At 65.5% G+C, this 14,741-nt stretch carries 11 protein-coding genes; 8 read left to right on the forward strand and 3 right to left on the reverse strand.

Going from position 1 to position 14,741, the window contains the following annotated elements; genetic code table 11:
- The first annotated feature begins 39 nt into the window (after nucleotides 1-39).
- The 4 genes from JOD97_RS24595 to JOD97_RS24610 all read left to right on the forward strand — a co-directional run bounded on the left by JOD97_RS24595 (nucleotide 40) and on the right by JOD97_RS24610 (nucleotide 4,092).
- Complete coding sequence (locus JOD97_RS24595) at nucleotides 40-795, forward strand: YoaK family protein (protein ID WP_209724439.1); 756 nt, start codon at nucleotides 40-42, stop codon at nucleotides 793-795.
- Between the two features lie 2 nt (nucleotides 796-797).
- Nucleotides 798-1,283 carry an arsinothricin resistance N-acetyltransferase ArsN1 family B gene (locus JOD97_RS24600; RefSeq protein ID WP_209724441.1) on the forward strand — a complete coding sequence of 162 codons (486 nt, stop codon included), beginning with the start codon at nucleotides 798-800 and terminating at the stop codon, nucleotides 1,281-1,283.
- Between the two features lie 103 nt (nucleotides 1,284-1,386).
- Entirely contained in the window at nucleotides 1,387-3,627 is a 2,241-nt protein-coding gene (locus JOD97_RS24605) for an ATP-binding protein (protein ID WP_209724443.1), read from the forward strand.
- A gap of 9 nt (nucleotides 3,628-3,636) precedes the next feature.
- Nucleotides 3,637-4,092, forward strand: coding sequence for a response regulator (locus JOD97_RS24610; protein ID WP_209724445.1), 456 nt, complete (start codon nucleotides 3,637-3,639; stop codon nucleotides 4,090-4,092).
- On the opposite strand, the gene JOD97_RS24615 is transcribed toward JOD97_RS24610, so the two are convergent.
- Nucleotides 4,079-5,698 (reverse strand): response regulator, encoded by a 1,620-nt coding sequence (locus JOD97_RS24615; protein WP_209724447.1) that lies wholly within the window; start codon nucleotides 5,696-5,698, stop codon nucleotides 4,079-4,081. The genes JOD97_RS24610 and JOD97_RS24615 overlap by 14 nt on opposite strands.
- A 128-nt stretch (nucleotides 5,699-5,826) precedes the next feature.
- Between JOD97_RS24615 and JOD97_RS24620 the strand changes: the two genes are divergently transcribed.
- Entirely contained in the window at nucleotides 5,827-6,408 is a 582-nt protein-coding gene (locus JOD97_RS24620) for a biliverdin-producing heme oxygenase (RefSeq protein WP_373999930.1), read from the forward strand.
- A 118-nt stretch (nucleotides 6,409-6,526) separates the two neighbouring features.
- Here the strand turns inward: JOD97_RS24620 and JOD97_RS24625 are convergent, their stop codons facing one another.
- A complete protein-coding gene (locus JOD97_RS24625) occupies nucleotides 6,527-7,660 on the reverse strand; it encodes a branched-chain amino acid ABC transporter substrate-binding protein (RefSeq protein ID WP_209724449.1) in 1,134 nt (377 codons plus the stop codon).
- Nucleotides 7,661-7,906: 246 nt separating this feature from the next.
- On the reverse strand, nucleotides 7,907-9,748 hold the full coding sequence (locus JOD97_RS24630) for a hypothetical protein (RefSeq protein ID WP_209724451.1): 1,842 nt from the start codon (nucleotides 9,746-9,748) through the stop codon (nucleotides 7,907-7,909).
- 207 nt (nucleotides 9,749-9,955) lie between these two features.
- Between JOD97_RS24630 and JOD97_RS24635 the strand changes: the two genes are divergently transcribed.
- The 3 genes from JOD97_RS24635 to JOD97_RS24645 all read left to right on the forward strand — a co-directional run bounded on the left by JOD97_RS24635 (nucleotide 9,956) and on the right by JOD97_RS24645 (nucleotide 14,738).
- Nucleotides 9,956-10,324, forward strand: coding sequence for a hypothetical protein (locus JOD97_RS24635; RefSeq protein ID WP_209724453.1), 369 nt, complete (start codon nucleotides 9,956-9,958; stop codon nucleotides 10,322-10,324).
- Nucleotides 10,325-10,398: 74 nt separating this feature from the next.
- A complete protein-coding gene (locus tag JOD97_RS24640) occupies nucleotides 10,399-12,819 on the forward strand; it encodes a catalase (RefSeq protein ID WP_209724455.1) in 2,421 nt (806 codons plus the stop codon).
- Nucleotides 12,820-13,157: 338 nt separating this feature from the next.
- On the forward strand, nucleotides 13,158-14,738 hold the full coding sequence (locus JOD97_RS24645; RefSeq protein WP_373999931.1) for an MFS transporter: 1,581 nt from the start codon (nucleotides 13,158-13,160) through the stop codon (nucleotides 14,736-14,738).
- The last annotated feature ends 3 nt before the right edge of the window (nucleotides 14,739-14,741 follow it).

Raw genomic sequence — 14,741 nt, forward strand, 5'->3', positions numbered from 1 at the left:
CAATCAAATGGCCGACAGCAGACCGCAAGCGAGGCCGCCATGCCCATGCACTACCTGCGTGCCCTAACCAGCCCGCACCGCACCGATATCAGCAACCGCCGTCTTGGCCGCGCGCTGGCCTTCGTGGCCGGAGCGGTCAACGCCGGCGGTTTTTTCGCGGTGGGACAGTACACGTCCCACATGTCGGGCATCGTCTCGGCGCTGGCCGACAACGCCGCGCTGGGCGACTTGGGGCTGCTGCTGGCGGGGGCGGCGTCGTTGTTCGCCTTCTTCCTGGGCGCGGCCACCTCCGCCATCCTGATCAACTGGGGCCGGCGCCGTGGCGCGCATAGCCGCTACGCGCTGCCGCTGACGCTGGAGTCGGCGCTGCTGCTGGTGTTCGGCCTGATGGGCAGCCGGCTGGCGGAGCACGGCCACCTTCCCGCCACGGTGGCGCTGCTGTGTTTTGTGATGGGACTTCAAAACGCCATCGTCACCAAGGTGTCGCGCGCGGAAATCCGCACCACCCACGTCACCGGACTGGTGACCGACATCGGCATCGAACTGGGCAAACTGCTTTACTGGAACGCGGGCGGCGCCGGGACGGCGGGGGACAAGGTCGTGGCAGACCGCGACCGGCTATCGCTGCTATGCTCCTTGCTGGGCGCTTTCCTGCTTGGCGGCCTGGCCGGCGCCTTCGGTTTCAAGTATGTGGGCTTTATCGCCACCGTTCCCCTGGCGTTGATGGTGCTGTCTCTGGCCATCATTCCCCTTTTCGACGATTTTCACACCGCACGAGGTAGAGTAAGTAGATGACTATGATCAGACCCGTAACACCGGACGATGCCTCCGCCATCGTCGATATCTATAACCACTACGTCGCCACCACGACGATCAGCTTTGAAGAACACCCCGTCACGCCGGACGAAATGGCCGGCCGCATCCGCGACGTGACGGCGGCCTTGCCATGGTTTGTCTACGAGTCCGAGGGCAAGGTGGCCGGCTATGCCTACGCGACCAAATGGCGCGCGCGCAGCGCCTACCGTTTTTCGGCGGAGACCAGCGTCTACGTCGCGCCGGGGCAGGGCGGCAAGGGCATCGGCTCGGCGCTGTACAAAACCTTGCTCGAAGAGCTGCGCGCGCGGGAAATCCACATGGCCATCGGCGGCATCGCCCAGCCCAATCCGGCCAGCGTCGCGCTGCACGAGCGCCTGGGCTTTGAAAAAGTCGCCCACTTCAAGCAGGTGGGCCGCAAGTTCGACCGCTGGGTCGACGTCGGCTACTGGGAACTGCAACTCGGTTAAGTGGACCACCGATGAACCGTGTTTGGCGATGCATCGTGCGTCGGGCGGCGTCAAAAGTTGATATCATGCGGCTTTGTTAACACCGGGTTCGCCCGCAGCCACCATGCCACAGGCCAGCAACGACACCGACTTGACGACATGTGAAAGCGAGCCTATACGCACGCCAGGCAGCATTCAGCCGCACGGTTTTTTGCTGGCGCTGTCGCTGCGCCTCGAGGTGCTGCAGGTTAGCGACAATCTCGCCCAATTCACCGGTATCGCCCCGGAGAGCGCGCTGGGGCGGCCGCTGACGGACGTCATCGGCGCCGCCGGCGCCCAGGCGCTGGAGCCCAACCTGCGCGGCGGCCAGCTGCGCGAGCGTCCCGCCTACATCGCCACGGTCGGTCTGGAGGGCGAGTCGTTCGACGTCCTGGCGCACGCCTACGACGAATTGCTGGTGCTCGAATTCGAGCGTTCGCGCAGCACCGTCGGCGCCGGCATGCAGCAGCTCTATCCGCTGGTCGGCGATTTCCTCAACAAGATCAGCGATGCCGATACGATCGCCGAATTGTGCCAGTTGGCCGCCAGCGAGATCAGCGCGCTGACCGGTTTCGGCCGGGTGCTGGTCTACAGCTTCGACGACGAAGGCCACGGCAACGTGCTTGCCGAATGTGTCGATGACGGTTACGACAGCTATCTTGGCCAGCGCTTCCCGGCCAGCGACATTCCGCGCCAAGCCCGCGAGCTGTATCTGGCCAACCGGATCCGCCTGATCCAGGATGCCGACTACCAGCCGGCGCGGCTGGTGCCGCCCGAGAATCCCCTGACCGGAAAGCCCAACGACCTGTCGTTCGCGTCGCTGCGCAGCGTCTCGCCGATCCACCTGCAATACATGCGCAACATGGGAACGCTGGCGTCGATGTCGGTGTCGCTGATCGTCAAGGGCAAGCTGTGGGGCTTGATCTCGTGCCACCACGCGCAGGCGCGCCACCTGAGCTTCCACCAGCGCAGCGTGTGCGAGCAGCTGGGGCAAATCCTGGCGCTGCGCATCCGCAACCGCGCCGACGCCGACCAGATGCAGTTCCGGCTCGAGGTGCGGCGCGTGATGGTCAGCCTGCTGGGCGGGCTCACACAGGGCGCGGACTTCATCGAAAACCTGCGCAGCGTGCTGCCCGAGCTGCTGCGCTTCGCCCGCGCCGGCGGCGTCGCCATCGTGGTCGACGACCGTTTGATCAGCTACGGCCACACGCCGGACGACGAGCAGATACGCGGCTTGGTGGACTGGCTCAGCGCCAACGTCCACCAGGACCTGTTCCACAGCGACCATCTGAGCACGCATGTGCCGGCGGCGGCGGCCTACACCGGCTCCGCCAGCGGTTTGCTGGCGATGCCTATTTCGCGCATCCACCAGCATTATCTGCTGTGGTTCCGTCCCGAGGTGGTGTACGCGATCGATTGGGCCGGCCGTCCCGAAAAAATGGAAAAGGCCGCCGGCAAGCTGTCGCCGCGCACCAGCTTCACCAGCTGGCGCGAGGCGGTCCACGGCACTTCGGCGCCGTGGCACGAGGGCGAGCTCGAACTGGCGCTGGAATTCCGCACCGCGCTGCTGGGTATCGCGCTCGAACGCGCCGAGCAGATGGCCGATCTGGCCGAGGAGCTGGGGCGCGCCAACAAGGAGCTCGAGGCGTTCTCGTATTCGGTGTCGCACGACCTGCGCGCGCCGCTGCGCCACATCGTCGGCTTTTCCGATCTGCTGATGGAAACGGCCGGCAGCGACAATCCGGAACGGCGCCAGCGCTTCCTGGTCAACATCAAGGAATCGGCGCGGCTGGCGGGCAAGCTGGTGGACGATCTGCTCAGTTTTTCGCAGATGGGCCGCGCGGCCCTGCGCCCGGTGCGCGTGCGCATGACCGATCTGGTGCGCGGCTGCATCGACAAGCTGGAACCGGACACGCCGGCGCGCCGTATCGACTGGCAGGTGGACGACCTGCCGGAGATCGTCGCCGACCCGTCTTTCCTGCAGCTGGCGTTGTACAATCTGCTCTCGAACGCCGTCAAGTTCACGGGGCAGAGCGATCCGGCCGTGATACGCGTCACCAGCGAGCAGCTGCCCGAGGAAACCGTGTTCCATATCGCCGACAACGGCGTCGGCTTCAATATGGACTACGCTCACAAGCTGTTTGGCGTTTTCCAGCGGCTGCACCGGATGGAGGACTTCCAGGGCACCGGCATCGGCCTGGCGAACGTGCGGCGGATCGTCGAACGACACGGGGGCCGCGTTTGGGCGCGGTCGGCGCCGGGCGAGGGGGCGACGTTCTCCTTTGCCATCCCCACCAATGCAAATACAAATACAGATAAAGTTTGAGGCACGCCTATGTTAAAGCCTATCCTGCTGGTTGAAGACAACCCTCACGATTTGGAGCTGACGCTGATTGCGCTGGAACGCAGCCAATTGGCCAACGAAGTAATCGTCGTGCGTGATGGCGCCGACGCGCTCGATTATTTGCACGCGCGCGGCACGTTCGCCAACCGCGAGCAGGGCAATCCGGCCGTGGTGCTGCTCGATTTGAAGCTGCCCAAGGTCGACGGCCTGGAGGTGCTGGCCGAGATCCGTGGCAGCGCCACGCTCAAGAGCATTCCGGTGGTGATGCTGACATCCTCCCGCGAAGAGCAGGACCTGATCCGCAGCTATGAACTGGGCGTGAACGCCTACGTGGTCAAGCCGGTCGATTTCCAGGAGTTCGTGCGGGCGATCGCCGACCTGGGGATATTCTGGGCGGTGCTCAACGAGCCCCCGCCGGGGTCGCACCGCTACGTCAAGCCGCAGTAGCGGCGTTGTTCTTGCGCAGCAGGTGGCGGATGCGCGAACTGAGGGTTTCGACGGTATAGGGTTTTTGCAGCAGATTGACGCCCGGCGGTAGCCTGCCGTCGTGCGACAGCACGCCTTCCGCATAGCCGGACGTGAACAGGATGTGCGCGTGGGGCAGCTTGGCGCGTACCATTTCGCTCAATTCCAGGCTGCTCACGCGGCCCGGCATCATCACATCGGTAAACAGCAGGTCGATATGGACGCCGCCGTCGATCAGGTGCGTCGCCTGTTCCGCGTTGGCGCTGCTGAGCACCTGGTAGCCCAGCGTCGCCAGCATGTCGACCGTCGCCGCGCGCACCGCCTCCTCGTCCTCCACCACCAGTATGGTCTCCACGCCGCCGGTCAAAGCCTGTAGCGCGGCGTGGTGCTCCGGTTCGGCCTGCGCCTCGCTGCGGCGCAGGTAGATCTGCACGCAGGTACCGGTGCCCAGGGTGCTTTGCAGCGCGATCTCGCCGCCGGACTGCTTGACGAAACCGTAGGCCATGCTCAGGCCAAGCCCCGTGCCCTGGCCGGTCGGCTTGGTGGTGAAGAACGGCTCGAACGCGCGCTGCATCACCTCCTGCGACATGCCCGACCCGGTGTCGGCGATCTCGATCAGCACATAGTCGCCCTGGCCGTCGCCGATCTTGGCCAGCTGCTCCGAGCCGGCCTGCAGATTGCGGGCGCGGATGGTCAGCGTGCCGTCGCCGCCCATGGCGTCGCGCGCGTTGATGGCCAGGTTCAGGATCACGTTATTGAGCTGGCTGACGTCGACGTCGGTGTTCCACAAGCGCGGCGCGATGTCGGCGATCACCACCGCGCGCGGACCGAGCACGCGGCGCAGCATGTCGTCCATATCGGCCAGCACCGGCGTCAGGTCGACCACCGCGCTTTGCAGCGGCTGCCGGCGCGCGAACGCCAGCAGGTGCGCGGCCAGCCGCGCGCCGCGTTCGACGCCATTGAGCGCGTTCTCAATGCGCACCATGCCTTGCGGGTTGACGTCGCCGACCATCTGCAGCAGATGCAGGTTGCCGCTGATGATTTGCAGGACGTTGTTGAAATCGTGCGCCACGCCGCCGGTCAGCTGGCCGATGGCCTCCATCTTTTGCGCCTGGTGCAGGGCGGCCTGGCTGACTCGCAATTCCTCCTCGCGCTGGCGCAATTCCAGGAAGGCGGCGTCGCGCTGCTGGCGCGCCTGGTAGGCGGCGCAGTGGTAGCGGATGCGCGCCTCCAGCTCGCGCGCCTCCGGCCATTTCACCAGGTAGTCGTTGGCGCCGAGCGCGAACGCCTGCGCCTTGATATCGGCATCGTCCTCGGACGACAGCAATATCACCGGCAGGTGCTCGGTGTACGGATCGGCGCGCAGCATGCGGATCACGTCGAAGCCGTCGGCGCCTGGCATGCGCAGGTCGACCAGCAGGACGTTCGCTTCCGTTTCCTTGCACAGTTCGACGGCCAATTCGGCGCGGTTGTCGTAGCGCAGCGTGATACCCTGCTGGCGCGCCATGTGATAGCCGATCAAGTCCTCGGCCATCGCTTCATCGTCGATCAACAGTACGGAGCAATTCTGGGATTGGTTTTGGGTCATAGGCATTATGCTGGTAGTCCATAAATTTTACCTGAGCTCCATTTTTTCAGAAAACGCCAACGTCTACTGTGCGCGGTCTAGCACTACGCTGTGTAAAATCTTGCTATCAATAAAACTCGGGAAGTATCGTGGAAGAAATTTCCGTCGTGGAACGAGATGTGCTGACGGCGCTGCGGCAGGCAACGGCGCGGCGTCATGCGGAGCTCGACTCGCGCACGCCATTGGCCGCCGGCGACGCGGATCTGTGCGCATACCACGATCATCTGCGGTTGCTGGAGCGGTGGCTGGCGCCGATCCAGGCGTGGCTGGCGCAGTTCGACGACGGTCCCGTGCTGCCGGATTATCTGCATGCGATCCGGCGGGATCTGGCGCATGTGGCGTTGGCCGGGATGGGGGCGGCGGCGCCAGGCGTAACGGCGCAGGCTAGTCCCGCGCAAGGCGGCGCGGCGTGGCGCTGGGGTGTTTGCTATGTGGTCGAAGGGTCGCAGCTGGGCGGCGCGGTGCTGTACAAAAGGCTGGCGGAGCGATTGGCGCCGCATCCGCTGGATTATTTGCGGGGCGCCGGTTCCCCCGGTCCGCGCTGGCGCGAATTCATCGACGCGCTGCGCGGGAACGTCGCCGGCGAGCGGCAAATCGCCGAGGCGTGCGAAGGCGCGCAGTGGGCGTTCGACAGCCTCATCGCGCTGAACAATGCAGCACGTAAGGCGTAGGGCGGATTAGGCGGAACGCCGTAATCGGCCATTGCGTGCGCCGTCGAGACGCATACATGGCCGATTACGCTGCGCTAATCCGCCCTACGTGAATCCGCGCGATCGCGTAATTAGCGGGTCAATAGCTGGTCAAAGGCACCGGCTGCCCACCCTTGAAGGTAAAGATGGTCACCGGCGACTGCTTCATGTCGCCACGCTCGTCGAACGCGTAGGTGCCGGCGATGCCCTTATACGAACCGGAGCCGATGACCGCCGCCACCTTCTGCGGATCGATCGAATTCGCCTTCTGCATCGCTTGCGCGTACATCATGGTCGCGTCGTAGTAGGACGCCGCATAGACATCGGCATCCTGCTTGTAGCGCGCCTTGTACTTGGCCTTGAACGCCGGGCCGCTGGTGGCCTTGTCCAGTATCGCGCCGCCCTGCGAGCACAGGACATTGTCGCCGACCGCGTCGCCACCCAGTTTGCCCATCTCCGCCGTGCAGATGGTGTCGCCGCCCAGCAGCTTGGCGGTGATGCCCAACTGCTTCATCTGACGCACCATCGGCGCCGCCTGCGGCGCATAGCCGCCAAAGAAAATCGCCTCGACCTTCTTGTTTTTCAACTTGGTCAGGATGGCGTTGAAGTCGAACGCCTTGTCGGTGGTGAACTCGTGCCCGGCCACCGTCATGCCGGAGGCTTTCGCCTGCTTCTTGAATTCCTCCGCCACGCCCTGGCCGAAGGCGGTGCGGTCGTCGATGACCGCGACGTTTTTGAATTTGAGTTCGTTGGCCGCGTACAGCGCCATCTTGGAACCGAGCTGGGAGTCGCTGGCGTTGACGCGGAACAGGCCCTTGTAACCTTGCTGCGTGATCTTCGGATTGGTGGCGATGGTGGCCACCAGCACTCCGGCGTCGTTGTACGCGCGCGAGGACGGAATCGCCACGCCCGAGTTGTAAGGACCGACGACGTATTTGACGCCGTTGTCGATCAGCTTCTGCGCGGCGGCCATGCCGGCTTTCGGGTCGCCCTGGTCGTCCTCGGACAGCAGTTCGAATTTGAGCTTCTTGCCGCCGACGGTGATCGGCTTGGCGTTGAGTTCTTCCACCGCGAGGCGCGCGCCGTTTTCGTTGTCCTTGCCCGAAAACGCCTGGGCGCCGGACAGCGGCCCGCTATGGCCGATTTTGACCACGGTGTCCTGCGCGTAAGCGCCGGTGGCGGCCATGAGCGCCGTGGCGGCGGCGATGTGCTTCACGCTGTGCTTCAAATTCATGCGAACTCCCGATGTCGATGGTTATGAAATGCAATCCGTGATTATCGCTAAAAACGAATCGTATTATCGTGTGACTTTACGATGGGATCGGGAATTTTTTGGCGCCGGCGGCCTTGAAAGGCGCGGAGCCCGAAATTAAATTCGGTTGCAGGCCGGCCGCCGCGCGCACCGCCGGCGCGATGGCGCGCGGCCGGTAAGCCATTCTTGTGCCGATTTCCGCACGCAGCCCGCACCGTGAACCGCGCCTTACTGGCCTTGGCCGACACCGCGCGTTCTGGCCGGCGAGGAGACCGCCGCCACGCGCGGAATGGCGCTGACGGTCGCTTGCGTGGCGCGCGCGTTGGCGCCCAGCAGCGCCGGGTCGGTGATGTTGTACGCGGCGATGGCCGCCGCCAGCGCCGGATTGCCCTGTAGCGGATTGGTTTGCACCGTGGCCGCTTGCACCGCCGCCACTTGCGCGGCGCGTGCCTGCTGCGCCGCGTCGGCCGCCGCCGCGTTGGCCGCCGCCAGATTGCTGGCGGTGGTTTGCGCGGCCGACGCCTGTTGCGCGAGGATAGCCGCCGCCGCATTCGCCGCCTCCGGCGTGGCCGCCGCGGCGAGGGCGGCGCGCGCCTGCGCGGCCGTGGCGCTGGCCTGCGCCGCGCTGGCTGCCAGTTGGTCCGCCGCGCTTTGTGCCGCCTGGGCCTGGGCCTGGGCCGCCGAAGCGGCGGCATCGGCGGCCGCCAGATTCGTGGCCGCGTTCTGCGCCGCCACGGCTTGCTGCTCGGCGGTGGCGTTGGCCTGATTGTTGGACGCGGCGGTGGCCGCGGCGTTTTGCGCGATGGTCGCCTGCGTCGCCGCCTGCGCGCGGGCGGCGGTGGCCGCGCTCAATCCCGATGCGGCCTGCTGCCGCGCCGCCTGTGCGGCCGCCGTCGCCTGCGCGGCTTCGGATGCCGTCTGCGCCGCGTTGCGCTGCGCGTTCACGTCGGCGGCGCTGTCGGCCTGTTCGCGTGCGGCGTCGGCCTGCTGGTTCGCCGCTTGCGTGGCTGCCTGGTTTTGGGTCTGATTGGTCAGCTGGTCCGCCGCCTGATCGCGCTGCGCCTGGTCGGCCGCCTGCAGCGACTGCGCGTTTTGCGCTTGCTGCGTTTGTTGCGAGGCCAGCGCGTTGATGTCGGCTTCCCGCGCCTCGGCGTTCTGCGCGGCGATCACTTCCGCCGTCGATGCGCGCAGCGGATTGACGATCGGCGAATCCGGCGCCGTGTCCCGTGGCGTGAGCGGCTGCTCCAGCGCCGCGCGCTGCGCCGCCAGCCGGTCGGCGGCGGTTTCCTGGAACGGATTTTGCGCCAGCTGATCGAGTTCCGCGCGCGCCAGATCGAGCCGCGCGTTGGCCGCCAGGTCGGCCGGCGTCAACGCCGCTTGCTGCGCGGTGGCCAGCGCGGGCAGGGCGCCACTGCCGGCGGCGCTCAACTGCTCGGCGAACCGGGTCGCCAGTTCGCTGAAGGTGTTGAGCGTGTTTTGCAGCGTTTCGGTGGTGGACTGCTTATCGGTGTTGAACGACGCGCGCAAAATCTCGTTGTCGAGCGACAGGCCGGCGGCGGCGTCCGACAGCAGCGGCGGTTGCAGCGTAACGCCGATCCGCGCCAGACTCTGGGCCTGGCTCTGGGCCTGCGCCTGGTTCTGCGCCGCCTCCCGGCTGGCGCTTTGCCGGTTCAAGCTTTCCACCAGACTGTTGAGCAGCGACGGGCCTTGCGGCTGTGTCTGATTGAAGTCCACGCCGGGCAATAAGTTGAATGCGTTCACTACATTTTGCGTGGCGTCATTTAATGTCGCGGCGCGGGCGGCGGCCTCCTGGGGATCGTCGCCATTGGCGACGGCGGTCTGCAACTGCGTGATCTGCTCCTGCGACTGCGACACGGTGAGCAAGAAATTGGCCACCGGCGACAAATCCACCGTCACCGATGCTTGCGCTGGGGCATCTGTGGCGGAGCCGACCGGGGTGATCGTCGAGGAGTTGACCTGAGCCACCGGCGCCGTCTCCGCCGTCGGTGAAACCAGCGGGAAGTTCGCCGCATTGGGCGCGCTCAAAGTGGTGGACGAGATGGGAAACATGCCGCGCTCCTGACAGTATTTTATCTGAGCATCCTCCTTGTCGCGGACGCCGTCCGTGTGGCAACTCACTTATCGGAGCAAACGCGGCACAACTTTTCCCGGGGGGCTCTGTTTGTTAGGTTCCGCACGGTTCTATGGCATGGATGAGCCTATTGTCGTTCCTGCAGTGTTGAGAAACAAACGAGAAACCAACTAGAGGAAAACATCATGGAAAACAGCATCGATTCTAAAATCAACAATACCCGCGACGGCGTCACCCAAATTGGCAAGGACCTGCGCGCCGATGCGCATGCCGCCATCGACCGCGTTGCCGATAAAGTTCCGCCAGCCGCCGACCGTCTGGCCACCAGCGCCCACAACGGCGTCGACAAGGTCGCCAACGGCGTTGAAAGCGTCTCCGGCACCGTGGATAGCGTTTCCGAGCGCGTTGCCGCGCGCAGCAAGCAAGTCACCGAAAGCTACAAAAAGCTGGCCGAGTCGGGCCGCAGCCACGTGCGTTCCAGCCCAGCGATCTCGGTGCTGATCGCCGCCGCTGCCGGCTATGGCATCTCCAAGCTGCTGAGCTCACGCAAGTAATCCAGGCTGCCCGACCGGTATCGCTGCCGGTGCGACCGGTGGTCCGTGCGGGCGCCGTTCACAAGGGACATCCAATGGCAAATAGTAAAAAGACGCCAGCCTCCGTTATGGGGGCTGGCTCCGTATTGAGCACCGTCGCAGGACCATCATCGGCTGCGCCCCCGACCAGTTTGGGCGGCGTGCCACAGGAAGCCGCCTTGTTGGCCAAGGTGAGCGGCACCCAGGCGACCGCCGAGGGCATGCCGTTCAACGTCAATAAACCGGGCGAGCATGGCGACGCCGCACGCGCGCCGCAGCCCGGCCAGACGGTCACCCCGCCCAATCCCATCGCCACCGCCAGCACCACCGGCGAAACCAGCGCCTCGCCGAAGACCGGCGCCGGCGTGCCGCCGCATGGCGTCAACGCCACCATCGAGCCGCTGGACCGCGTGCGTGTCGATTCCGCCGACCAGCGCCTGACCACCAACCAGGGCGTGCCGGTGGCCGACAATCAGAATTCGCTCAAGGTGGGCCTGCGCGGCCCGACCGCGATGGAAGACTTCATCCTGCGCGAAAAGATCACCCACTTCGACCATGAGCGTATTCCGGAACGCGTGGTGCACGCGCGCGGCTCGGGCGCCCACGGCTACTTCGAAAGCTATGGCGATTTGAGCGCCGTCACGCGCGCCGCGCCGTTCGCCGCCGCCGGCAAACGCACGCCGGTGTTCGTGCGCTTTTCCACCGTCGCCGGCGAGCGCGGTTCGGCCGACACCGTGCGCGATGTGCGCGGCTTCGCCGTCAAGTTCTACACCGACGAAGGCAACTGGGATTTGGTCGGCAATAACATGCCGGTCTTCTTCATCCAGGACGCGATGAAGTTCCCGGACCTGGTCCACGCCGTCAAGCCGGAGCCGCACTTCGCGATGCCGCAGGCCTCCAGCGCGCACGACACCTTCTGGGATTTCGTCACGCTGATGCCGGAATCGACCCACATGCTGCTGTGGCAGATGTCGGACCGCGCCATCCCGCGCAGCTATCGCACCATGCAGGGCTTCGGCGTGCACACCTTCCGCCTGGTGAACGCGCAGGGCGTTTCCGTGTTCTGTAAATTCCACTGGAACCCGGTGCCGGGCACGCACTCGCTGGTGTGGGACGAAGCGGCCAAGATCATCGGCGCCGATCCGGACTTCCACCGCCGCGACCTGTGGGAGGCGATCGAGGCGGGCGCCTATCCGGAATGGGAGCTGGGCCTGCAGATCTTCACCGAGGAACAGGCGGAGCAATTCCCGTTCGACGTGCTCGATGCGACCAAGATCGTGCCGGAGGAACTGGTGCCGGTGCAGATCGTCGGCAAGATGGTCCTGAACCGCAATCCGGACAACTTCTTCGCCGAGACCGAGCAGGTGGCCTTCTGTACCGCGCACGTGGTGCCCGGTATCGACTTCACCAACGACCCGCTGCTGCAAGGCCGCATCCACTCGTACGTGGATACGCAGATCAGCCGCCTGGGTGGCGCCAACTTCCACGAGATCCCGATCAACACGCCGGTGGCGCAGGTGCACAACAACCAGCGCGACGGCATGCATCGCCAGGCGATCGCGCGCGGACGCGTGGCCTACGAACCGAACTCGCTGGGCGGCGGTAATCCGTTCCAGGCCGGGATGGCCGGCTTCCAGACCGCCTTCAGCAGCGTCAAACAGGCGCCGGAGGACAAGGTGCGCGGCAAGCCGGAGCTGTTCGCCGACCACTATTCGCAGGCGCGCCTGTTCTGGATCAGCCAGACGCCGTCGGAGCAGTCGCACATCGTCAACGCCTTCAGCTTTGAGCTGGGACGCGTGCAGACACCGGCGATCCGCGTGCGCCTGCTGTCGATGCTGGCCAACGTCGATCCGGTGCTGGCCGAAGGCGTGGCGCAGGGCCTGGGCCTGGAAGTGCCGCCGCCGATGCCGCTGGCGACCGCCGCGCCGCAGCCGCACTACGCGCCGTCGCCTTCGCTGTCGCTGCTGGCGCGGCCGGGCGAGGTGGGTGTGCAGGCGCGCAAGGTCGCCATCCTGGCCGCGCATGGCGTCGATGCCGCCGGTGTCAAGGCGATCTACGCCGATTTGCTGACCGCCGGCGCGGTGCCGCGTCTGGTGGCGCCGCAGCTTGGACAACTGGTCGCCGCCGATGGCAGCGCGCTGGATGTCGAGATCACGATCCAGGGCGGTCCGCCGGTGCTGTACGACGCGGTGGTCGTGGCCGACGGCGAAGCCAGTGTCAAGATGTTGATGGGCGACGCCGACGCCCTTGATTTCGTGCGTCAGCAGTTCCGTCACTGTAAGCCGATTCTGGCGGTGGGCGCGGGCGCCGACTTGCTGCGCAAGGCCGGCGTGCCGGAGAAGATGGAAGACGGTTCGGCCGATCCTTCATTGTGGGTGGTCGCTGCGGGCGCCGTGGTGCCGGCGCTGACGGAGTTCAAGGCAGCTCTGGCCGCGCACCGCAACTTCCAGCGCGAGGTCGACGCGGCCGCCCTGTAACCACGGAGACACATAGGGCGGATTAGCGCAGCGTAATCCGCCATGCGTGCGTCTCGACGGCGCATGCATTGGCGGATTACGGCGTTCCGCCTAATCCGCCCTACGTGGTTCCGTGGTTCCGGTGTGTGCCGCGCAGCCTTCCCTTCCTTCTGGCCAGTCTCCAGAACTTCAACAATGACGAGCATAGTGATATGCTCGTTCCTAGCAACTTCTATCCCCTAAAAGACCCATAAGAACTGGTATCGATGGACGTGTACGCCCCTCAAGTCTGGCTTCCGCACGAGCGACCGACACTACCCGGATCGCCATCGAGTCCTATCCACACGACCGAGCGCCGGGTGGCGTTCTTCATCATCGGCTTCATCGTCGCCATCACCGGCGGCTTGGGCAACGCGCTGGTGCTGGTCAACCTGCCCTATCTTCAAGGCTCGCTCGGCGTCTATTCGGCCGAGATCCAGTGGCTGCCGGCCGCCTACGTGATGGCCAACGTGTCGATGAACCTCCTGCTGGTCAAATTCCGCCAGCAATACGGCCTGCGGCTGTTCACCGAATTATTCCTGGTGCTGTACGCGGTCGCCACCGTAGCCCACCTGTTCGTGCACGGCTTGGCATCGGCCATCGCCGTGCGCGCCGCCCACGGCATGAGCGGAGCCGCGCTCTCCACCCTGGGTCTCTATTATGTGCTGCAGGCGTTTCCGGCCCAGCACCGGATCAAGGCGGTGGTGCTGGGCATCGGCTTCTCGCAACTGGCGCTGCCGATGGCGCGCCTGTTCTCGTCGGACCTGATGGAGTTCGGCGAGTGGCGCGGCCTGTACTTCTTCGAATTGGGACTGGCCCTGGTGTCGCTGGCCGGCGTGTTGTTCCTCAAGCTGCCGCCGGGAGACCGCATCAAGGCCTTTGAAAAAATGGACTTCGTCACGTTCGCGCTGTTCGCGCCGGGCGTGGCGCTGCTGTCGGCGGTGCTGGCGCTGGGCCGCACCGTGTGGTGGCTGGAATCGCGCTGGCTGGGCCTGAGCCTGGCCGGCGCCATCGTATTGATCACCGCCGCGCTGCTGATCGAGCATAACCGCGCGCGCCCGCTGATCAACACGCGCTGGCTCACCACCGCCAATATCGCGCGGCTGGCGATGTCGGTGCTGCTGATCCGCATCGTGCAGTCCGAGGCCAGCGGCACGGTGGGCTTTCTGCAGGCGCTGGGCCTGACCAACGACCAGATGCAAACGCTGTGGATCATCGTCATGGCCGGCACCCTGGCCGGACTGCTGGCCAGCGCGCTGACGATCACGCCGGCGCGCATCCCGGCGCAGCTGATGCTGTCGCTGGTGGTGATGGCGATCGGCGCCTACATGGATTCCAACGCCACCAATCTGACCCGGCCGGCCGACATGTATATCAGCCAGTTCCTGCTCGGCTTCGGCGGCGCCCTGTTTATCGGGCCGACGTTCGTCTCCGGCTTTGGCGCCGTGATCGCGGCGCCGAGTAATCTGGTCAGCTTCTCCGTCATGTTCTCGATCACGCAAACGCTGGGCAGCCTGCTCGGATCGGCGATCGTCGGCACCTTCCAGGTGATGCGCGAGAAGTACCACTCCAGCATACTGGTCGAACATTTGACCCTGCTCGATCCGCAGGTGGCGGCCCGGGTCCAGAGCGGCGGCGCCGCGCTTGGCGCCACGCTGGCCGACCCGTCGATCCGCAGCGCGCAAGGCGTGGCCACGCTGGGCGCCGCAGCCACGCGCGAGGCCAACATCCTCGCCTACAACGATGTGTTTTTGATGATTACGCTGGTGGCGGTGCTCACGTTCGCCTGGATGCTGGCGCGCTACCTGTGGTCGATTTGTGTGGTGTGCCAGCCCAAACCGGAGCAAAACGCCCAAACCGGCATGGCCAACGTCTCTCTTAACAATTCCGGATCACGCTGAACG

It is taken from the genome of Duganella sp. 1411, from assembly GCF_017833525.1.
In the GTDB taxonomy this organism is placed as follows: domain Bacteria; phylum Pseudomonadota; class Gammaproteobacteria; order Burkholderiales; family Burkholderiaceae_D; genus Rugamonas.